The 20,912-nt window shown below is 60.6% G+C and carries 20 protein-coding genes; 5 read left to right on the top strand and 15 right to left on the bottom strand.

All coding sequences use genetic code 11. The annotated features are described in order from the left end of the window. Window positions 1–24: 24 nt before the first annotated feature. The 4 genes from rny to SH292x_RS06110 all read left to right on the top strand — a co-directional run bounded on the left by rny (window position 25) and on the right by SH292x_RS06110 (window position 3,992). Window positions 25–1,605 carry a ribonuclease Y gene (gene rny / locus SH292x_RS06095; protein WP_442484700.1) on the top strand — a complete coding sequence of 527 codons (1,581 nt, stop codon included), beginning with the start codon at window positions 25–27 and terminating at the stop codon, window positions 1,603–1,605. Window positions 1,606–1,675: 70 nt separating this feature from the next. Next, window positions 1,676–2,479 (top strand): TIGR00282 family metallophosphoesterase, encoded by an 804-nt coding sequence (locus SH292x_RS06100; protein WP_442484701.1) that lies wholly within the window; start codon window positions 1,676–1,678, stop codon window positions 2,477–2,479. A 300-nt stretch (window positions 2,480–2,779) separates the two neighbouring features. Continuing rightward, window positions 2,780–3,241: a DUF2752 domain-containing protein gene (locus tag SH292x_RS06105; RefSeq protein WP_442484702.1), complete on the top strand. Its 462-nt coding sequence runs from the start codon at window positions 2,780–2,782 to the stop codon at window positions 3,239–3,241. Window positions 3,242–3,323: 82 nt separating this feature from the next. Then, a complete protein-coding gene (locus tag SH292x_RS06110) occupies window positions 3,324–3,992 on the top strand; it encodes a hypothetical protein (protein WP_442484703.1) in 669 nt (222 codons plus the stop codon). A 150-nt stretch (window positions 3,993–4,142) separates the two neighbouring features. Here the strand turns inward: SH292x_RS06110 and SH292x_RS06115 are convergent, their stop codons facing one another. Next, window positions 4,143–6,143, bottom strand: a complete 2,001-nt coding sequence (locus SH292x_RS06115) for a vWA domain-containing protein (protein ID WP_442484704.1) — start codon at window positions 6,141–6,143, stop codon at window positions 4,143–4,145. Window positions 6,144–6,402: 259 nt separating this feature from the next. Here SH292x_RS06115 and SH292x_RS06120 point away from each other — a divergent pair, with 259 nt between their 5' ends. Beyond that, window positions 6,403–7,335: an alpha/beta hydrolase gene (locus tag SH292x_RS06120; protein ID WP_442484705.1), complete on the top strand. Its 933-nt coding sequence runs from the start codon at window positions 6,403–6,405 to the stop codon at window positions 7,333–7,335. Window positions 7,336–7,338: 3 nt separating this feature from the next. On the opposite strand, the gene SH292x_RS06125 is transcribed toward SH292x_RS06120, so the two are convergent. From SH292x_RS06125 to nadE, 14 genes are all read right to left on the bottom strand, one after another. Further along, complete coding sequence (locus SH292x_RS06125; RefSeq protein WP_442484706.1) at window positions 7,339–8,331, bottom strand: LysM peptidoglycan-binding domain-containing protein; 993 nt, start codon at window positions 8,329–8,331, stop codon at window positions 7,339–7,341. Window positions 8,332–8,619: 288 nt separating this feature from the next. Beyond that, window positions 8,620–9,048: a hypothetical protein gene (locus tag SH292x_RS06130; protein ID WP_442484707.1), complete on the bottom strand. Its 429-nt coding sequence runs from the start codon at window positions 9,046–9,048 to the stop codon at window positions 8,620–8,622. 9 nt (window positions 9,049–9,057) lie between these two features. Further along, window positions 9,058–9,267, bottom strand: a complete 210-nt coding sequence (locus tag SH292x_RS06135) for a YrhK family protein (protein ID WP_442484708.1) — start codon at window positions 9,265–9,267, stop codon at window positions 9,058–9,060. An 83-nt stretch (window positions 9,268–9,350) separates the two neighbouring features. Then, window positions 9,351–9,761, bottom strand: a complete 411-nt coding sequence (locus SH292x_RS06140; protein WP_442484709.1) for an HNH endonuclease — start codon at window positions 9,759–9,761, stop codon at window positions 9,351–9,353. 405 nt (window positions 9,762–10,166) lie between these two features. Then, window positions 10,167–10,541: a hypothetical protein gene (locus SH292x_RS06145; RefSeq protein WP_442484710.1), complete on the bottom strand. Its 375-nt coding sequence runs from the start codon at window positions 10,539–10,541 to the stop codon at window positions 10,167–10,169. A gap of 110 nt (window positions 10,542–10,651) precedes the next feature. Next, window positions 10,652–11,773, bottom strand: coding sequence for a DUF1559 family PulG-like putative transporter (locus tag SH292x_RS06150; protein ID WP_442484711.1), 1,122 nt, complete (start codon window positions 11,771–11,773; stop codon window positions 10,652–10,654). Window positions 11,774–12,175: 402 nt separating this feature from the next. Beyond that, complete coding sequence (locus SH292x_RS06155) at window positions 12,176–13,492, bottom strand: Gfo/Idh/MocA family protein (protein ID WP_442484712.1); 1,317 nt, start codon at window positions 13,490–13,492, stop codon at window positions 12,176–12,178. Window positions 13,493–13,530: 38 nt separating this feature from the next. Next, entirely contained in the window at window positions 13,531–14,607 is a 1,077-nt protein-coding gene (locus tag SH292x_RS06160) for a Gfo/Idh/MocA family protein (protein WP_442484713.1), read from the bottom strand. Between the two features lie 250 nt (window positions 14,608–14,857). After that, window positions 14,858–15,547, bottom strand: a complete 690-nt coding sequence (locus tag SH292x_RS06165) for a hypothetical protein (protein ID WP_442484714.1) — start codon at window positions 15,545–15,547, stop codon at window positions 14,858–14,860. 262 nt (window positions 15,548–15,809) lie between these two features. After that, window positions 15,810–16,886: a cellulase family glycosylhydrolase gene (locus SH292x_RS06170; RefSeq protein ID WP_442484715.1), complete on the bottom strand. Its 1,077-nt coding sequence runs from the start codon at window positions 16,884–16,886 to the stop codon at window positions 15,810–15,812. 98 nt (window positions 16,887–16,984) lie between these two features. Continuing rightward, window positions 16,985–17,602, bottom strand: coding sequence for a bifunctional nicotinamidase/pyrazinamidase (gene pncA / locus SH292x_RS06175; protein ID WP_442484716.1), 618 nt, complete (start codon window positions 17,600–17,602; stop codon window positions 16,985–16,987). Continuing rightward, entirely contained in the window at window positions 17,599–18,057 is a 459-nt protein-coding gene (locus tag SH292x_RS06180) for a nucleoside 2-deoxyribosyltransferase domain-containing protein (protein WP_442484717.1), read from the bottom strand. Before SH292x_RS06180 ends, pncA begins: the two co-directional genes overlap by 4 nt. A 96-nt stretch (window positions 18,058–18,153) precedes the next feature. Beyond that, entirely contained in the window at window positions 18,154–18,843 is a 690-nt protein-coding gene (locus SH292x_RS06185) for an NUDIX hydrolase (RefSeq protein WP_442484718.1), read from the bottom strand. Between the two features lie 83 nt (window positions 18,844–18,926). After that, window positions 18,927–20,912, bottom strand: a complete 1,986-nt coding sequence (gene nadE / locus SH292x_RS06190; RefSeq protein WP_442484719.1) for an NAD(+) synthase — start codon at window positions 20,910–20,912, stop codon at window positions 18,927–18,929.

A 20,912-nucleotide genomic window follows, 5' to 3' on the forward strand; every position in this document is an offset into this window, starting at 1 on the left:
CCGTTGTGCATGAAAGGTGAACCCATGGAAGACAGCATCCTGGTAATCGGGGCAATTAGCGAAACAGTCGCCGCCATAATGGGTGTGGTGATGTTGATGCTGGGTGTTGGTGCGGTGAAGGGTATGGATTACCTCCGTCGCCATGACGCCGAGAAGCTCGCTCGCATGAAAGAGGAAAACGCCAAGGAGAAGGCCGAAGCCATTTTGAAAGAAGCTCGCATCGAAGCCAAGGAAATGGCCTTGGTCGAAAAGGCGAAGATCGAAGAGCAACTGTCGGAAGTTCGCAAGGAACTGCACGAGCGCGAGCGGACGCTCGATAAGGCCGAAGATGGCATTCAGCAGCGAAGCGACCAGCTTCTGAAGCAAGAAAAAATGGTGGAGAGCAACCAGCGCAAGCTGGCCGAGAAGCTCGAAGACGTCACCCGCCGCCAGTCGGAGCTCGACAACCTGCTCGACGTACAGCGGCAGACCTTGCATCAACTCAGCGGTCTCAAGAAAGAAGAAGCGAAGGACCTGTTGCTCAAGAAGCTCGACACCGAGCTCGCCCACGAGCAGGGGGTGTTGATTAAGAAACGCGAGCAGGCCATCGCCGAGGCGATCGAGCCGAAGGCTCGTGAAATGCTGATTACCACGCTGCAGCGTTTCGCCGCTGCCCACACGGCCGACGCCACCACCAGCACCGTCGACATCCCCAACGACGACATGAAGGGCCGCATCATCGGCCGCGAAGGGCGTAATATTCGGGCGTTCGAGAAGATCACCGGCGTCGACGTGATCATCGACGACACGCCGGGCGTTGTGATCGTCAGCGCGTTCGATCCCGTGCGGCGCGAGGTCGCACGGTTGTCGCTGTCGAAGCTGATCGCCGATGGGCGGATTCATCCTAGCCGCATCGAAGAACTGGTCGCCGAGACCGAGCAGGAAATTGAGAAGCTGATCATCAAGTACGGCGAAGAAGCGGCGCAGGAAGCCGACGTGCATGGCCTGCATCCCAAGATCATTCACCTGCTGGGCCGGCTTCGCTACCGTACCAGTTACAGCCAGAACGTGCTCAGGCACTCGATCGAAGTGGCGTTTGTCACAGGTATGTTGGCCGAGGAGATGGGGCTCGATGGCGATCTAGCTCGCCGAGCTGGTTTGCTGCACGACATTGGAAAAGCAGCCGATCACGACACCGAAGGTGGGCACCCGAAGATTGGTGCCGACCTTCTGAAGCGTTACGGCGAGAACGACGTCGTGGTCCACGCCGCGCTCGGTCACCACGACGACATCCGCCCCGACATGCCCTACACGGTGCTCTGCGCCACAGCCGACGCGTGCAGCGCCTCGCGTCCAGGTGCACGCCGCGAGACGCTCGATCGTTACATCAAGCGGATGCAGGAACTCGAAAGCATTGCGACGAGTTTCGAAGGTGTGAGCCAAGCGTTTGCGATTCAGGCGGGCCGCGAGGTCCGGGTGATCGCAAACACGGGCCACACCACCGACGAGTCGGCCGCCAAGATCTGCCGCGACATCGCCAACGCCTTCGAGCAGCAACTCACCTATCCGGGTGAAATCAAGGTGACGATGATCCGTGAGACCCGATTCATGGAGACGGCGAAGTAGCGGCTGGGCAGTAGGCGGGGGCGGTACTTTGTAGGCAGTTGTTCACACACCTTGAAATCCGAAGCCTCCCATGCGACTCCTGTTCATTGGCGACATCGTAGGTAAGCCGGGGCGAGATATCGTCTGCCAAGTGGTCCGCCCGCTCATCGAAGCCGAGTCGCTCGACCTGGTCATCGCGAACGCCGAGAACGCCGCGGGTGGTTCGGGGCTCACCCCGGCCATCTATCGCGAACTCGTGGCGGCAGGAGTCGATGGCATTACGTTGGGCGATCACGTGTACCGCCGGCGCGAGATCTATAGCGTGCTGGAGTCGCAGCGGAACATCGTCCGTCCGGGTAACTTGCCTGACGAAGCCGTTGGTCCACGCTGGGCGATGGTGGAAACGCGCGCGGGTGTCACCGTAGCGTTTGCGTGTTTCCTTGGCCGGCTGTTCATGAACCCGATCGACAGCCCCTGGCGGGCGGCCGACGCGGTGATCGCACAAATGCCATCGGACGTGAAGGTTCGCTTCGTCGACTTCCACGCCGAGGCCACCAGCGAGATGCAGCAGATGGGCCGGTACCTCGATGGCCGCGTATCGGCGGTGCTGGGCACGCACACCCACGTCCCGACGGCTGACGAGTGCATCTTCCCCGGCGGCACGGCATTTCAGTGCGATGTCGGCATGACCGGCCCGCACGACAGCATCATCGGCCGCCGCGTCGACCGCGTGCTCGAAAGCACCCTGACTGCCCACCCGGTGCCGTTCGATGTCGCAACGGGCGACGTCCGGCTCAACGGCACCATCGTCGACATCGACGAAGAAACCGGCCTCGCCACGGGCATCCAGCGCCTGATGGTGGACGAACGCCGTGCGAAAGAACTCGCGGGGTAAATCGAGAGGTAGCCGGATTCGCCAGAATTCGGGCCCCCAGAGAGCGCTGCAAATCGAACAGAAGAGAACGAACGAAAAGATTTAGCTCGCGAAGGAGCGCGGATGTTCGCGAATGGGGAAGTAAGATAACAGGAGGTAACGGAGAGAACGGAGGAAGAAGAGCAAGGTAGAATTGGGTGACTCCCTTTCCTCTTAGTTTCCTTCGTTCCCTTCTGTTCTCAAATCGATCGTCTCCGTTTGCTCCTGTTAAATTACCTACGTTGGCAGTCCGAATTCTGGCGAATCCGGCTACATCACCCAATGTCTCCTTCGTTCGAAACCAACGCGAAGCTCTCCCCTCGCCAGCGGCTTGCGCTGGTGCTGGTCGCCGTGGTGATCGTACTCCTGCTGATTACCGCTGCTCGCCTTGAGCCCGACGCTAGTGGCTATGGCACGCACAAGCAGCTTGGGCTTTCCGACTGTTTTGTTCTCAGGCAGTGGGGCGAGCGGTGTCCTTCGTGCGGCATGACCACGGCGTGGTCGCGGCTGCTCCGTGGCGATCTCCGCGGCGCGGTGGCAGCGAACGCGGGTGGGGTACTACTCGCCGTGGGTGCCATCGCCGCGGTCCCGTGGCTGCTAGCAAGTGCCGCGCGGGGCGAATGGTGCTATTTACGCCCCTCGGCCAGTGTGGTACTACCGGCCGTCGCCGTTCTTGCGCTGGTGGTGTTACTGGACTGGATGCGGCACACGGGACTCACGCTGCTGTTGGATCACACCACGTAGCGTCCGCTTATCAGCAAAGTTCCACCGGAGCCGAACGGAATCGAGCTTCGCGGAACACGAATCTAAACGACTTAGGAAGACGATGGAACGTTCTCCCAACGCGAACCGCCTGTACCGACTGGCCGGCAGTTTTGTCGTGCTCGCCTCGCTCACCTGGAGCACTGGCTGTCATCAAATGCTGGCGACCGGCATCTACGTGCTGGAAGGTGGCAACGTCGAGCCGGCCCAGTGCAAAGAGTTCGAAGGCAAACGCGTGGTGGTGGTTTGCCGCCCGCCGTCGACGAGCGAGTACAGCCACGCCGGTGCGGCGCGAGTGCTGACGCGTAACGTGACCACGCTGCTTCGCGAGAACGTGAAGAAGGTCGAGATGGTCGAAGCCCGCGAGGTCGACAAGTGGCTCGACGAAAGCGATTGGGACGACATCCAGGAGCTAGGCCGCGCGGTGAAAGCCGACCGCCTGCTGGTGATCGACATGGAGCACTTCGATTTGTACAAGGGCAAGACCCTGTATCAAGGTGCCGCGACCATCAATCTGACGGTGTACGACGTGAACGAACGCGACAAAGTGTTGTGGGAAAAGGATCTCGGCGAGATGCTCTTCCCAGCCAACAGCGCCATTCCTGTGCAGGACAAGCCGGCTCAGCAATTCGAGCGCGAGTACATCGCTATCTTGGCTCGCCAAATCGCCGTGTACTTCTACAAGCACGACCCGAACGCGAACTTCGCACTGGATGCTTTGGCGAATCGGTAGGAGTTGGGGCCTACTTGTTCCCACGCTCTGCGTGGGAACACAATGCCTCGCCGGTCCCCGGCGCAATTGAATCTTCACTAGTTGGCATGACCGCAGAGCGGTCGTCCAGTGTGTTCCTACGCAGAGCGTAGGAACGAGAATTGGCGCCACTCACAGCTTCGGCACCGGCCGCGAGGGCTTCTTTGGCGGGACATTCTCCATCCGCGGCTGGGGATTGCCATCACCTTGGTTTTCCATGCGGGCTCGGACGTTCGTGAATTCCTCGCGCCATTCCCAGCCAAAAGGGCTTTCGAGTTCGATGCCGGCGAGGTACGCCCACGGGGTGTCGGGATGCTCGGTCACCACGCGCTCCAGGTACATGCGTGCCTGGTCGGCTTCTTTGGACAGCACGCTGCCGGTGGTAACTTGGTCGGAGGGGGCGAGCAGCCAGGTGTCGTTCTTTTCGTTCTTGAACTTCATCCCTTGCTTGGCCATCGCGAGCATGGTGTTGTAGCCCTCGGTGCGAACCTTGGCGGCGAGCGCTCGGCCGATCGCCAGATCGTATCCCGCCTGCCAGCGGGGCTCAGTCACTTTGTCGCGATCCGTTTCCCCTTGGCGGAGGATGCCTACCAGTCGTTCAAGCTGCGGTTCGAGCTTGGCAGCTTCGCGCTGGGCCATCGACAGATCACGCGCGAGTTCCGCCTCGTCGACTTTCGGGAATCGCAGGCGGATGTCGTCCATCTGCTCGGTCCAGCTCAGACTCGCAGCCTGTACTAGGGCCATCTTCGCGGCGTTGGCAGCAAGCTGTTGTTTGAATTCACTCTCCGTGATGTAGTCGGGGCGGTAATTCCGCATGATCATCGGATCGAAGAACTTCGCGATGTGAGTGGTCATCGCGTCGGTCTGACCGCGATTGATGTACCCGTTGCGGCGGTTCGGGTGGACCGAAAAGTAAATGCCCCCCGTCTCGTAGGTGAGCCGCGCCAGACCAAACGGCCCGAAGCCCGACTCGATGCGGTCGTCCTGGTCGTTGCGACCAAGGAACCGAAGGCGAATTCGCTCGGGCATCATCGACTCGGGGCCTTGATCCACCGCAACGAACTGGGGCGTCTGGTCGTACATCGGATCGGGGTCGACGTACTTCACGAACGCCTCGCGGCGACCAAACGGAGCGGGCACGCCCACCACGTACACCGGGATCGCACTCTTCTTGCAGATCTCGACGGCAGGATCGACATTGTGGAAGTCGTTGCCGGTCTCGTCGGTGAACACCACGATCATCACGTTGCGGTGCGGCGACTTGGTGCGGTACTTGCGAAACTCGGTAGCCAGCTGTCCCACGGAGCCAAACACGTTCTCCTGGCCGGTGGCGTTGTTGCCTTGCTCGTAGATCATCGAGGCCTTCTCGTCGATCGCCTGCATGGCGGCTTTCACCGTCGCAAGGTCGCCGGTTGGCTGCTTGGTGTGGACGGTGAGCGCCGCTTCAAAGGAAGCCACCACCGTGAGCAGCGGCTTGTCTTCGTCTTTCTTGAACGCCGGGTTATTGGCGGCTTCGAGTACACCGAGCTCTTCGTACACGCGATCGAACCGCTTGCTGATCTCCTCGCGCTGCGGCTGAAGGCTACCCGACTCGTCGAACAACCAGATGACCAGCGTTGGGCGTTGCTCGAGCGACAACAGGATTTCATTGGTCAACCGGTCGATCGCCCCCTTGGCTGCCGATGTCCCCACGGTGCCGGTTCCTTTCACCAGCATGTTCTCGTTGACATTCGGCGCGGTCAGCACCTCAATGTCGGAGTCGATCGCCGGCATGTCGGAGACCAGGCTCACCGGCTCGATGGCCGTGAGGATCTCGGAAATCTCGGCCTCGACCGGCGCCGACGCTTCGGCGTTGGTGACCGATTCGCTGCCGAGTGCGCCGATCTCCATCGGCATCATTTCGGAGAAGTGGACCTCCTCGGGCAGCAGCATCTCCTCGACGTCCAGCGGCGCGGAGGTCAATAAATAGTCGTTGTCCTGCGGAATTAAGAAAGCGACCGTCGCCAGGAGGATCAAAATCACCAAGTGAACGCAGAGGCTCACCAGCCACGACGCACTTTCGCGGTCCAGCGGCAGCTCGTCGGAGCCGGTGAACTCAAACCACCAGGTTCGTAGTCGCTGGACCAAATTCATGCGAAATGACGGTAGGAAAAGGAGCTTCGTGGGGTCGAGGCTTTATTACCTCTATTCTCGCCGAATCCCGAGGACAGGGCAACTACTTGGAACCGGCAGGCGTCGACTTTGCGGGCTAAACTCCACTCCCGAAGGAGCTTCTGTTATAATAATCGAGTGAACTGGGCGTTTTCTTGCATTCGAAGCCCAGTCGACCCCCTCATCCAACCCGCGAAACTCTGCCTCGGACCGAAAACCGATGATTTGCCGCCGTATCGATATGTTTCTGCCCCTCCTCGCCCTTGTGGTTCTCGTAAGCTGCGGGCCGGCACTCGCTCAGTCTGGCAGCAGCAAAGGTGCCCCCAAGCCCGAGACGGTCACCTTGGCGACCAAAGACGGCGTGGCCCTCACCGGCACCTACTACAAGAGCTCGGCAGGCAAGGACGCCACGCCCGTCGTGTTGCTGGCCGACTGGAAGGACTCGCGAGCCGTGTTCGACTCGCTCGCCAAACGGTTGCAGACCCCTGATGCCAAGGCGGGCGACAAGCATCCTTCGTTCGCCGTGCTCACGGTCGACCTCCGCGGCCATGGCGATAGTACCAAGCAGCGCATGGGCAACCAAACGCGTGAACTCGACGCCGCGAAGATCGATCGCAACATGCTCGGGGCGATGGTCGCGATGGACATGAACGCTGTCCGCCGGTTCCTGGTCGAGAAGAACGACGCGGGCGAACTGAACATCAACAAACTGTCGCTCGTCGGTGCGGGCCTCGGGGCGTCGGTTGCCGTCAACTGGGCGGCTCTTGATTGGAGCTACCCGCCGCTGGCCGTTGGCAAACAAGGTCAGGACGTGAAGGCCCTGGTACTCATCTCGCCTCAGTGGTCGTACAAGGGACTGCAGATGAATCAGGCCCTGCGGCAACCGGGTGTTCGCGAGAAGGTCGCGATGTTTTTGATGTACGGCTCGGGCGAACGTTCGAACGTCGCCGATGCCAAGCGGATCGAGAAGCAACTCGAGCGCTATCACCCCGTACCCGACAATCTGCCCGAGGGCGAGCCCAACTCGCTGGCGTCCATCGGCCCCAGCACCAAGCTGCAAGGAACCAAGTTCCTAACGCAGGCCGGTGCGAACGCCGAGGACGCCATCATCAAGTTCTTGACGATCCACGTCGCCAAGAAGGAGTTTCCTTGGACCGAGCGCAGCCTTCGCTAACGCTTAGGACCCCGTGCCGACGAGACTCGCGCTCACCGGTGGTTGCAAACGCGCCCGCGGGGCGTTGCGCACTTCCTCCGGGAGTTCCGGCAAGGGCATCATGCGGCTCTGCGGTACGTAGCTCGCCGATGGCATCCCCTGAGCGTCGTACACGTTGATGGGGTTCGATGGCGTCGCCACCGGTAGCGGAGCCGCTTGCGGAAGTTGTAGTTCGGCGCCAATCGGCAGCAGGTCGGGACTCGAAAGCTGGCTTTGGTTGAGCTCGTAGATCTCGCGGGCTCGGTTGGGATCGCCCAAATACCGCTCAGCGATCTTGGCCAGCGTGTCGCCATCCTTCACCACATGCCGCGTCGAGTCGCCGTACTGGGCCACCGGCTGGGCATTTGCGCTGGGGGGCGGAGTCGTCACCACGGGGGGCAACCAACCGTTCGCCGGGGCCAAGCTCGGTCCACTTAAGGGTGCGGAGTTACTGGCGAACGACGGGGCAGGGGGGGCCGCGTCCGAAGGACGCGGCGGAAAGCCCGACGACTGCATCGATTGAATTTGTGCCGTTTGCATCGGGGCGGCCTGCATGGACGGGTCGAGCAGCGCCGGCGGTGGCGAGATCGAGGCGAATCGATCCTCCGGCGGCGACATGCTATTGGTTGTGTTGCTGATCGGCGGGGGCAGCGATGGCTGCGTGCTCGTGTTCGCAAACGCCTGGGGTTGCCACGCAGGTCGCGCGACTTCGTGCTGCGTGAAAGTTTGCCCCGCCGCGCGATCGTAAGGATCGCTGTGGTTGTGGCCCGTTGCGACGATGCTCGTATCCCGAACGGGACTAGGCGTCATCGTGTTGGTTGGCGTCGTGGACGCGATGGGCTGTAGGGCCGTGGGAGTCCAATCTCCGCCGGGACCGCTGCCAGTGGTGCCCGAGTCGGGCGAACCAAACATGGCGGCACCAAAGAAACCCGCAGCAATCAATGCTGCAGCCGATAGCAACTTGGTAATTTCAGACACGGACGTTCCTCGCCGAGGACCTGCGTAGGCGAGCGCGTTGTGCGCATGCCCTGCCAAGGCCCAGCTGGGTGCAATGCAATCGTCCGTGAAAAGTAAACTGCTAGTGGTTCGCTGCCCAAGGGCCTGCTTGCCACTGGTACGGCGCTCCCGCCGTGCAGTGTTCCATCACAAGTAAATTCGGATTCGGCCAGAGTTTGGTTCAGCGATTCACTGCTAGCAAAGCAAAAAATGCCTGACGAACCGCTTATTGCAACGCCTAACGAAACGCGTCCGACTAGGAAGAGTTTACTAGCGAGCCGGGCCGTCCCCGGCCCCGGAAGGCTCGGCATTGCCCTGCTGCGCCGCCCACCACTCGGGGAGCGCTGGATTGAGCCACTGCCAAGCGATGCCGTGGTACGAAGGGCGACGTAGTTCGATCGCCACCACGATGATCGTCGCCACCAAAGTGAGACCGAAGGTTGCTAGCCATCCTGGGTATTCCGTTAGCGTTGTCGAGATGCCCAAGAGCACGAAGAGGGCCGCCCAAGCAAGTTCCAACGGGCGTGACACTCGAGCGATGTTGCAGAACAGGAAGAAGTGCAGCACCACGAAGGCAATGACTGCTGCGAGCACTGGCAGGACCGACCAAGTCACCGCAGCCGCCACCGCCGCGATCACCAGAACCGCGACGTCGACGGCAGAGATCCGAAACCCAGGTTGAAAGCGGGGAGCAGGCATCCTGCTATTCTACTCAACGTCCCGTTCCGCTGCCGCAGTTGCCGCGCTACTAACGAGCATGAGCCCCGACCCGGCAATGAACAGCCACACGCCCATTTGCTGGGTCGACTCCCGGAGAAAAAGAATGCTGCCTACGAAGAACAGCAAATTCCCCACCACCCCCTCGGCCACAAAGAACCAACGATACCGATCGAGCGCCGAACGCAATTGCTTGAGCATGGGCTAAAGGGCGGGAGCTAGAGAGACTGGTGGTCGTGTGAGCCGGGTCGTCCTCGACTCCGGACGGAGGTAGATTGCGTATTCTAACCTGGCTGCGGAGGAAACCACCCAAACATCTGCTCAGCCTGCCGGATTCGCAATCGCCTTGGGTTGTTTAAGCCCAAGGCAATAATGGTGGCACGTCCAATTTCAGTTCGGCCGACCAGATGGTAGTCGTCCCAGTCGAAATGTTCTTGCCAAGGATGAACCCTCGGGTTGAACAGCGGAACGACACGGTCGTGATCCTCGCAAGAGGGGATCTCCACACGACTCGATTTATGGAGATTGCAACTCGGGCAAGCCCAGGCCAGGTTCAAGAAGGAGGTCTCGCCACCGCGCGATTTTGGCACAACGTGCTCTAGGTGAAACGTCGCTCCTTGCAGCGATTGATGCATCTGGCAGTACTCGCACCGACCCCCCGCGCGCTGTTCGATTTGGTCGGATAGGTTCGGCAATCGATCACTCGGGCTGGCGGCCGAGAAGCATCAAAGCCTCTGCCCGTACGATTGAGAGAGATTCGCTGAGGGCGACCAGAGCCTCTAGATCGGACCGTTCGGCAGGAGTGAGTACGCCCTCATTATTCCGGTCCATCAAGTCTTGTAACCGCCGATTTGATTCCGGAGGAAACCGAAGGGCACTGACAGCCTCGACCCATTCAACGGGGGCATCAATAGTGGGCGACATGGAACTATGCCAGCATGAAGTAGCGGAGCGAATGCGGTATCGATAGTTCCATTATCGTTTCTTACTCCGCAAAAGTCTATCTCACGCCGTCTTCACCCCAGCGCATTAAAAAACCCCGCCATGCCCAAGAAGCTTGGCGGGGTTCTCATTTCTTGGCGACAGTTTCGCTCACGCCGCTAGTTCATCGACACTTCGTACGTCCCCGCTTCCTTGATCTCCAGCCGGCGATCGAGTGCCCCGACGCGGTAGGCTTCGGGAATCGCTTTCAGGTCCGAGGGTTGCTTGCCTCGTTCGATGTAGTAGGTGTAGGTGCCTGGCACGACGCTGGTCACCAGTTGACCATTCACTACGTCGCCTACCGCCTGGCCACCACCGACGAGCGGTTGCAGCGTCAGCGCCACGTTCTTCACGGGCTGGCCCTTGGCCGTCACTTTGATCGTCACTTCCACGGGCTCGTTGGTCGGTGTGATCGATGCCCCGCAGCCCACGAGCGTCATCATCGACAACATCGCCACCACGCGGATGGGCGACACTGGTTTCATGTTACGCATGCTTCCTATCCTCACTTGTATTGAATCATCGCCGTGGCCAGCGCGTTAGGTTGCCGGCCACAGCGATGTTTCCCCGGTTGGTTTACGTTGAGTGGTACCACCCAACAACTTCAGATCTGTTCGTTAACGACCACGCCATCCTGCGAGCCGGCCATCGCCTTGAGAGGCACCCAGTTGATGTCCTCTTGCAGGAACCGCACCGAGCCGTCGGCCATCACGCAGTTCACACCGCCGGTGTGAAAGCTGAACGGCTCGTCGTTCGGACCGCAGTTGTTCTGCTGCCACCGGCACGCTTCGGGGCCACCCAGGGGCGAGGCGTTTTGATTCACGGCAAGCGTGCGCGAGCCAAGCGAGTTACTGGGGCCCGACAAGCCGTTGGTGCCCGAATCGGGATCGGCCCAGGCGTACATGCGACGTCCACCGCTCGACCCCCCGGTCCACGCCACGGTGTTGTCGGCGATCACGGCAGGGCGGGTCGATAGCGTGGCGAACTCGCCCGCGTCGGGATGCGAGCGACCAGCGTCCTCGATGCAGAGAATGGTGGTCGACGTACCATCGACGAGGTTCTTGAAGCCCCATTTGCCCTTGCAGGCGAGCGCCCCTTGCCGCGTCATCGCCAGGCGGCGGGCGCTATCTGTGGGACGCGTGCCGGCCGCGGCACCTTCTTCTTCCACGTCCGTCACCGAGATGAACATGTAGTCCCAAACGCCAAATCCATCAGGCGAGCGTTGCTCGGGCGTGGCGGCCGTGGTGGGGCAAACAAACGAAGGGATTTGGGTCTTCGCGGCGAGCACCGTGTTGGGGTACTTTGGGTCGTGGTACACGGCACCGTGCGAGTCGGGGTGCGTGACGCTCATGTTGTATCCCGCGGACGACATGGTCGCGGCGGTCAGGGTGCTATCCATCATGTCGTACACTGTTTGCATTTCGATGTACGGAAGCAGCAGTGTCGGCGTCGACTGCGTCATGTACACGGTGCTCGCACCACCCGTGCTGTCGCACTGGCCGGGATGGGGCAGCTTATTGAAGGCGCTCGCGTAGTTCTGCGCAGCGAGGCCAATCTGCTTCATGTTGTTCGTGCACTGCGATCGTCGCGCGGCCTCGCGCGCCGCTTGAACGGCCGGCAATAGCAACGCGACCAGAATGCCGATGATGGCAATTACTACCAACAGCTCGACGAGCGTAAATGCCTTCTTCTTTCCGCCCCGCACCCGACGTTGAATGTCGTTCATCAAGGATCTCATTTCCTGTACTGACTGGGAGACCTTCCCAGCCCCAATTGGATCTTCCTGCCAGGAGCGTGCACCGCTTGCGGCCCCCCGGAAGTGCAGCAAGCTAGCGGTGCCGTGTGAAGGAAAAGCGAAGAACGCGTGAATCTTCTGTGTAAACCCGCACCGCCTCCCCTGACCGGGGGTGTCGAGTGCTCTTGAGACGGCGAGCAGGGGTGCCAAGCTGTCTAAAAAGACAAGAAGCGAGGATTGTAGTTCCTCGTCAATGAACGAGTTGAACGTACTTCCTCGCGGCTGGAAGATCCCGGGCGTCGAGTAGGTGGACTAAGCGAGAGCCATCTGCGTTCCGCTCGCAATAGCCGACGACCTACGCGTCGTCGGACAAACGGCGGCGCGTGCCCCCATTCAAACCCCGTAGGGTGCGCGATAGTTCTTCGTCAGCATCGTATTGGCTTCGTCGCAGTCGCGGAACTTGCCGGCATTCGTATCGAACTCGAGGGCGCCGCGCGTCATCGCCGCGATGTTCGCCAAATGTACGAGAGCCGAACTGCGATGGCCCACTTCAAGCGGTGCACGAGTTGGTGTTCGCTGCCGAATGGCTTGGAGAAAGTCTCTCATGTGTTCAAGGTATCCACGCTGGCCTCGGATGGCCTTGTCTTCTTTCGGACCCGGCGTGCCTTTAGGACCAAGGTACACGTTAAAAAATCCCCGCCGAGAGAACAGCATGTATCCTTCGGTGCCGTAGAACACATTGCCGTTGTCCACACCGAATAGGCCGTACGGGGTAACCGAGTGCATCTCGTAGATAAGCTGCTGGCCCGTAGGGAACTCGTAGGTCACTGTCATGTCGTCAAAGAATTCGGTGGCGTAAGGTGGGAATAGGTGGCCTCCGTGCGAGGTCACCCGTGTCGGCAGCACGTCCCCTTTCATTCCTAGGCCCCATGCTCCGAGGTCGAGTTCGTGCACGCCGTCGTCGCCAATGTCGCCATTCGCATACTCCGGGTACAGCCGCCACTTCTTATGGAATCGATTGACGTTGAAGGCGTGCACCGGCGCCGGACCGAGCCAACGGTCGTAGTCCACCCCCTTGGGAGGCGTGCTGTCCGGAACGAGGATCGACGCGGGCCTTACCTCCGCGCTCCACGCCCGGGCGAACTTGATCTCGCCCAGGATGCCATCGGCGAGCACCTTGGCCGCCTGATCGTACACCGGGCTGCTTCGCATCTGCGTGCCATGTTGCACGACGCGGCCGTACTTCTCCGCGGTCTCGATTAACAGCGGACCCTCGGTGAAGCAATGCGACGCCGGCTTCTCCAAATACACGTCCTTGCCCGCCCGCATGGCGGCGATTGCCAGGGGCGCGTGCCAGTGGTTTGGTGTGGCAATCACGCACGCGTCGACGGTGGAATCGTTGAAGATGTCTTCGGCGTGCTGCGTGACTCTTGGTTTCGCGCCGCTGGACCGATTCAGCCGGTCAAGCTTTTCCTTAGTATTCTGCGGATCAACATCGCATAGCCACGTAACGGTCGCCTCCTTTGGCATTTGCAGCAGCGTCTTCACGTGGGTGTTCATGATCCCGCCGCAGCCGATGAGCGCGATCTTCAGCGGCCCCGATTTCTCGTTGCCCGCGGCATGCACCTGACCCAGGCTTGCCGCCGCGAGCACTGCCGCGGTGTGCGACGTGGTACGCAGGAAATCTCGTCGTGTACGGCCCATTGTCATCGTTGCGCAGGCTCAAAAGGATAGGTGACAGTTCGGCTTCAAGTGAGTGGCATGCCGCACGCCTGGAGCAGCGTCCGTTGCACCGCGAGGTCGTGAGCGTACGGGTAACTGGGCGAGGCTTCGCCGCGAATCACGCGGGCCATCTCTTTCGATTCCTCGACGTACCGTTCGTGCGCCGGAAACGTGAGAGAGTGAACACCCGCCTTGTACTTGCCGGCTGGTTCTGACAGGAATAGACGCCCCGACGGCGCGTCCAGTTGATCAATACGCAGTGAACCCTTCGTACCGTTCACTTCAAGATAACGCTGCTTATTGCCTTCCTTGCCGATGGCGTTTGTCTTGACGGTGGCGATCGCCCTTGGGTAGTCGAGTACGGCAACCACGTTGTCGGCGAGGGTATCGTCGGCACCCAGTCGCTGCACGTGCGGCGTTACCTTCGTCGGCTCGCCGAGGATGCCGACTACCAAGTCGACCACATGTCCACCCAGTTCAAACAGCAATCCCCCAGAAAACTTCGCCCAGGCCTTTCTGTCTTTGGCATCCGCCCCTTTACCCATCGCGGCGGTCACCTCAAAGACTTCTCCCAGCGAACCCTCCGCCAGCATTTCGCGCAACAGGACAACACCAGGATTGGTGCGATACATGTAGCCCATCTGCACCAGTAAGTTTTTCTTCGTTGCGATATCAAGCAGCCGCGCGAACTGCGGCAAAGATGTCCCCGCGGGCTTGTCGAGGTGGATGTGCTTATCTGCGGCGATACACCGCTCGGCGGTGTCGAGCAGCTTCTCGATTTCGGTCTCGACAAGCACGCCTTGCAGGCCCGGCGTGCCCAGCAGCTGTTCCTCCGTCATCCAGCGAAGGCCCGCGTAGTCGGGGTCCTGCTGCGCTTCAGCGCGAAGGCGTGCATCGGATTCGACGATTCCCACGACCTCGAAGTCTGGCAGACCGCGATGGGCTCGCATCTGACCCTTGGCGTGAGGATGGCCCACGCCGATTTGACCAAGCTTGATGGGTGGGGCAGGGGACCGCTCGTCGGAGAGGGCGTTAAAGGCCCACATGCCGAGCATGGCCCCGCCCACCTGCTGAACTGCTTGCCGCCGAGGAATTCGCTGCACGATCGACCACCTGCTGTTTGCTGAAGGGACGAAGGGATATCGCGTCGTTATCGCCTTGCTGCCCATTGGAGCATAAAGTGACCAACTCGACTCACTCTCGTAGCTCAGCAATCATTCTAAACAGCGATCCATGCATGGTAAACCACGGTATACAATTTTGGCGACTCCATCCAGAACTTTCCGAGAAACGGCGGTGCCCGGGGCGGAGACGAGCTCCCCCCATTCCGTTCCGGGCACCCCGAGCCACGGCTTACTCCTCCGGCACTTCTTCCGTTTCGGCAGCAGGTTTCGCCGGGTTCGTGAGCGATTCCTTCTGTGCCTTCGTCAACACGTCGTACACGCGCTGCTCGGCGTCGTTCAGGATCATTTCGATCTTGACGACCTGAGCTTTGGTCAGATGCGCCGTGTTGGGAGGATCGAGCAGAGTGCTCGTCACCAGTGGTGCCGCTTCGTTGCTCACCACCGCCGGTTGACTGCCTTGCCCAAGTCGCAGTTGCCGCCAACGACGGCCATTGCCGGCCCACATTGGGCGGAGGCTACTATCACGAAGCACGTGTTGCTTGCCGGCTGCAGTCACCGACACGGCAACGTACTCGTTCGGCGATAGCCGCTCGGTGCGAAACACTTCCGCTTCGATGGTGTCGCCGAAGTTGAGCTCCTCGACCATCGCCGCGACTTCGGTCGCCGGTCCGAGGTGGACATTCAACTCTTCTTGTCCCACCGTCAGAATCAGATGCGTGCCGATAGGCGATCGTCCAGTCGTGTGCTGACACGGGCCAGTGCGAATTTCTTTCAGCTCACCGGCAATCGATTCAACGTCCGGTTTTACGGGCTGCCTTGCCACACCATCGCGCGCGCCGGTGCCGCGCTGTGCGACCGCCAGGCTCGCCGGCACTAGCATCACCAATGCCAAGCCAAGGCTCATCAAGATTGTTCTCATCTCACTGCTCTCCTTCCAAGAATGTACTGGAGATGTCGCTGGCGCCAGTGCGATAGCACGTGCGCAACGCTTGAGAACGTGCAAGTCCAATACCGCGGTGGGCGCGATAGAGGGCTTTGCCGAAAGAAGCTACCCATCCCCCAACGATGAAGCTGGCAGCCGCTGGGGAATCGAACGGCGATGTGCTCGTCGGCACACCCAGTACGTGCAATGACACACGGACGCCCGCGGTAGTGAGAATGATCCGACCACCCTAGATCACCTACTCACCTACTCGTGTCATCTCCGGCCCCACCTCTTCAAACAGCTCCACCCACGATAGCCAGATCGCGTTGTGGATCGTCGCCTCGCCGGTCTTTTTCAGCTCACGCAGCTTCACGGGCGACTCGTCGGGCCAGTGGCCGATCCAGCCCTGGGCGTGGGGGCGGCTTTGGAGCAGGAACGCCCGAAGGTCGTCCGCACCACAGCTCAGCGGAAAAGTCTCGCCAATGACAATCGGCTTGCCCCAATCGAATCTCTTGAGGAGCTCGATTTCCTCCGCTACCTTACCCGTCTTGGGGTACAGATGCGGCGAGACAAAATCGAGCTGCTCGGCCGCCACTTTGTACGCACCGGGAAAGGGAAGCATTCCCATCGTCACCAAGCGCTCTTTGTCGTGCTCGCGAATCGCCTCGACCATCTGCTTGGTCCACGCCGCGAAGATCTCGTCTCCCGAGCGACCCTTCGCATCGAGACTCAACCGCTGGCAGAACTCCACGTCTCCCATCCGGCCCAAGTACCATCCTTCGGCTGCCGGCCCGACGGCGCCGGGCTCGTTCACCAAGTCGTACGCAAACACGGCCGGGCTCTCCGCGCACGTGCGGGCAATCGTCTCCCAGAACTGCGCCTGCGTTTTCCAACGATCTTCCTCGCTCATGGAATCGTACCATTCCATGCGGTCGTTGATTTGGTAACACGCCAGCCCTGTGATCATGAGGCGTACGCCCGACTTCTCGGCAATCGCAAGAAGCTGCTCCAGTTGCTTGATCGCCCTTTCGTCGATCTCCCCTGGTCCCTTAAAGAATCGGGGCATCTCCGGATGCACGCGCGCTACCGTGGTCCCCGCGGCCCGCATCTCCGCAAACTCCCGCTCGACCCGCGCCGGATCGGCCGCGAGCCGCTCCATCAAGTCGACGGAAGCGTAGTTATGCCCCCAAGGAACAAACCGCTCGCCGGACGGGGAGAGCACGAACCCACGCCCCTCGGGCGCGAGCTTGACGGGTTCCATAGCGGTAGCAGTAGTCGTGACCGCCAAGAGGACGAGGAAGAGAACGCACGGTTCGAAACGTTTGAAAAGCATCGTGGCGACCTCGATTGGTTCGCACATAGTCAACGAGAACTCTTGGCCTCCATTGTATCAACTTTCGCGGACGGGGAGTTCTCTCAGCGCTAACCGAGTTACGGCGTTCTTTCAGGCTCCCTGTGAATGGTTACCCCTTTGTCCTCCATGTGACCAACGGCCTTGTCGCAATCGCCGGGAGCTAGCTCGACGCCCCGCACCCCTTCCAGCAGCAGACGGACCTCGAATCCAAGCTCCGCCGCGTCCACTGCCGTGTGTTTGACGCAGTAGTCGGTGGCGAGCCCCATCACATCCACGGCAGTCACTCCTTGCTCGCGAAGGAATTCCGCGAGCCCGGTCGACTTGCGATGGTCGTTATCGAAGAACCCACTGTAGCTGTCGATCATGCGGTCGGTCCCTTTGCGAACGACGTGGTGGATGCCCGCGGTGTCGAGATCCTCTGGGAACTCGGCTCCCCACGTCCCTTCGACGCAGTGGTCGGGCCACAGAATCTGCTCGAGCCCATCCACCGTGACCACCTCGCCCACCGAACGACCCGCGTGCTGACTCGCAAACGACTGATGATCCGCCGGGTGCCAGTCCTGCGTCGCCACCACCAAGTCATAGAACGGCATCACACGATTCGCTACCGGTACAATCTCGTGCCCACCCGTCACCCCAAGCGCACCACCGGGCAAGAAATCGTTCTGGATGTCGACGAGGATTAAGGCTCTCATATTTGTCCTCCGAAAGCTGGATGGCTCAGCACTTGTCCCACAACTCCTTCGATCGAGTCGCACAAGGTAACGTCAGGTCGGCGCAAGCGGAGTTGTGTTTCCACATCGAAACGCCTTGCGTAGGCCAAGTCCGCACCAACAACCAATGGAACATTCGCTGCGCAGCAGGCGCCTAGCTCAAACAGAGCAATGGGGCAAAGCGTTGGCGGAGGGAACCAAAAGGCCACCAAGGCAGCATCCTGAAGGTACCGCCATTCCCACTCGACTTGCCGCCGCAGTTCCTCAAGATCGCCCATCGGAAACTCCATTCTTCTGGGGTTCAACACCGTAACATCATGGCCTTCGATGCGCCGAAGGAACTCGGCCTGCCAGTTGGCGGTGTCCGAGATTCCGCCAGCCAGAAACACGTACGGCATGTTGCCGTCATACACCGCCGGTGCTTCGAAATAATTCATGCGTCCATCCTTTATGCGGCAGCAATAGTCGGCGGATTCTCCTGGCGTCGTCTAGTTCCGAGCAAGCATCCCAGAATTTGCGAGTACAATTCCATCCTAAATCTCAAAATTAAACCCCTGCTTCGTCAGCCGGTCGTACGTGCGTTTGTCGAAGCGGTAGAGCCGCGCGGCTCGGTGGGCGACGTCTTTCTCGATTTCTTTCGTCTCTTTCACGATCTCCATCGCCAGCACCTTCTTGCGAAAGTTTCGCTTGTCGAGTTCGCGGTCGAGGATCACTTCGTACAAGTGCTGGAGCTGCCTCAGCGTGAAACGGTCGGGCAGTAGTTCGAAGCCAATCGGTTGGTAGCGTACTTTGCCTTGCAGCCGCTGATGAGCAACATCGAGAATCTGCTGGTGGTCGAACGCCAGCGCAGGCAAGTCGCCTAGTGCGAACCAAGCGGCATTCCGCGCGTCAGAGCTCGCCTGGACGTGGTGATCCTCGAGATTCACCAGCGCGTAGTAGGCGACTGTCACCACACGCTCGCGCGGATCGCGGTCGACCGCGCTAAACGTGTAGAGCTGCTCGAGGAAAATATCCTTGAGGCCGGTCTCTTCGCACAGCTCGCGACGCGCGGCCTCGTCGAGCGTCTCGTCCATTTCTAAGAAGCCACCCGGCAAGGCCCATTGCCCTTCGAATGGCGGCAAGTCGCGCTCGATGAGCATCACCTTCAGATCTTGGTCGTCCAGGCCGAAGACCACAATGTCGACCGACATGGCGGGTCGGGCGTATTGGTACGTGTAAGTCATTTCGCAGCTCTTCCGAAGTCGATCGTACGCTAAGATGGTGGGGAAGTGATCCGTTAGAAAATGGTGATGCCGGAATGTTTCGTTCAACCTTTGGAATCCAGTTCGGCAAGCTCGCGGCGAAATCCTCCGGACAGAATCGGAAAGCGGCACCATGTCTTGGGATCGAGATTCTTGTCGTCTACGTGGAACGACGGGGCGTATCGCTCCCGCTTCCATTGGTTGCGGCTCCAGAGTTCGAAGAACCGCCGGACCCACTGCGCAAGTTGGTCCGAGCTGTACTGGCGGAATTCCGCGGAGACCGCGGCCAGCGTTTCGGCGGGCGATCGCTTCTCGCCAATCGCATGGTCCTCAATCGCATCGAGCAAGTCGTACGGCATCAAGTCGTCTTCGTCCGTTTGCCCTGCCGAACTGGGGCGAAGTTCCGCCGTGGGTTGCTGCCGATTTACGACATTGAGTTCGGGGATTCCTCCGAGTCCGTCGGGTCCTTCCGACTCCAACCATCGCAACCATTGGCGGAGAAACGCCTTGTCGATGCCGGCAATGGGGCTCAGCCCGCCGCAGGTGTCGCCGTCCATCGTCGCATAGCCAACCGCCGCCTCGCTCCGGTTGCTGGTCGCCAGCAGCAGCGCGTTCTTGATGTTCGCCAGCATCCACACCGAGGGGGCACGCGAGCGGGCTTGGATATTCTGAAGGGCAATGTCGTCCGTCTCCCACGTCAGTTCGCGGCCCAGCGCCGCGGCAACCTTCTTGCTGTATCCCTCACACAGATCGTCGACATCCAGTTCGAAGTGCGTGGCGTGTGCGGCTTCGGCGACCTTGCGGGCCGCGTGCCGGGTGATGTCCGAACTATTGCGGGTCGACTGGTACACGGTGGTGAGGATCGAACGAGTGAGCACCGCGACGGGATCGCTCTCGCTTTCGTCCACTTCGGGTAGGCCGAACGCTTCGCAGATCGGGGCAAGCCCGAGTTCCCGGACGCCTCGCCTCACCGCCATCGACACCAAGCAGGTCACGGCCGCCGAGTCGGCGCCGCCACTCAGTGAGACGATGAACCCCCGCGAGCGACTCTTGCGGGCGTAATCGTACAGGGCGAGCGTCACCGCGCGAGTGAATTCCTCTTCTTTCAGGTGCTCTGACTTTTCCCAATCGGCGACGCTCGCGCGCTCTGGAACGGGGCTCGCCTCGGGAAGGACGAATGGCACTGGGACAACGCGCGAATCATCGACCATCACCTCCGGCTCGAAGCTCGCCGACACCGAACGTCGCATGCGGGTCGCATCGACATCAATCGTCGCAGCGGTCACCGTCACAGGAGCAAACCCAAGCCGCCGCCCGCAGGCAATGGTCTCACCGCACGTGGCAATGATCGTCTGGCCGTCGTAGATCACGCGGCCTGCTTCGTTGCCAACCAGGTTGCTGTAAACATACGAAACGCCAAGGCTGCGAGACGCTTCCTCCACGAGTCGCCGGCGCGTGTTCGCTTTGCCAAACGCAAAATGACTCGCGCTGGGATTGAACAGAATGTCGGCCGAGAGTTTGGCGTGATCCAATCCAGGTCGATTCGCAACCCACGCGTCCTCACAGATTTCGAAGCCCAGGCGAATCCCGTCGAAGTCGAACAGCAGGTCTCCGATCGGCACGTCGAAGCCGGCGAGTCGATGGGTTCCTTTTGCGTTGTCGGGCCATGGTTTGAACCATCGTGGCTCGTAGTGCAGCCCATCGCCGGCAAGATGCTGCTTGGCAACCAAACCAACGAGCGCGCCATCCACCACCAATGCCGAGGCGTTGAACAATGCCCCCGCGTGCAGCACCGGCAAGCCCACCGACACTGCCATTCCTTGAGTCGCGGGGAGTAGTTCTGCCAGCATCCGCTCGGCCATCTTGATCACACCACGGGAGTAGAACGCATCTTCGCAGCCATACCCTGTGATGCACAGTTCGGGCAAGCAGAGAAGCTTGGCGTCCGCCTTGCGTGCGTCTGCGATCGCTTGCCGGATGTTGGCGGCATTGGCGTCCCAGTCGAGCGGGGTCTGATTCAGAGCAGCGGCGGCAACGCGAACGAGTCTCAT

Origin of the sequence: Aeoliella fuhlenseeensis, assembly GCF_052161615.1 — a bacterium.
GTDB lineage: Bacteria > Planctomycetota > Planctomycetia > Pirellulales > Lacipirellulaceae > Aeoliella.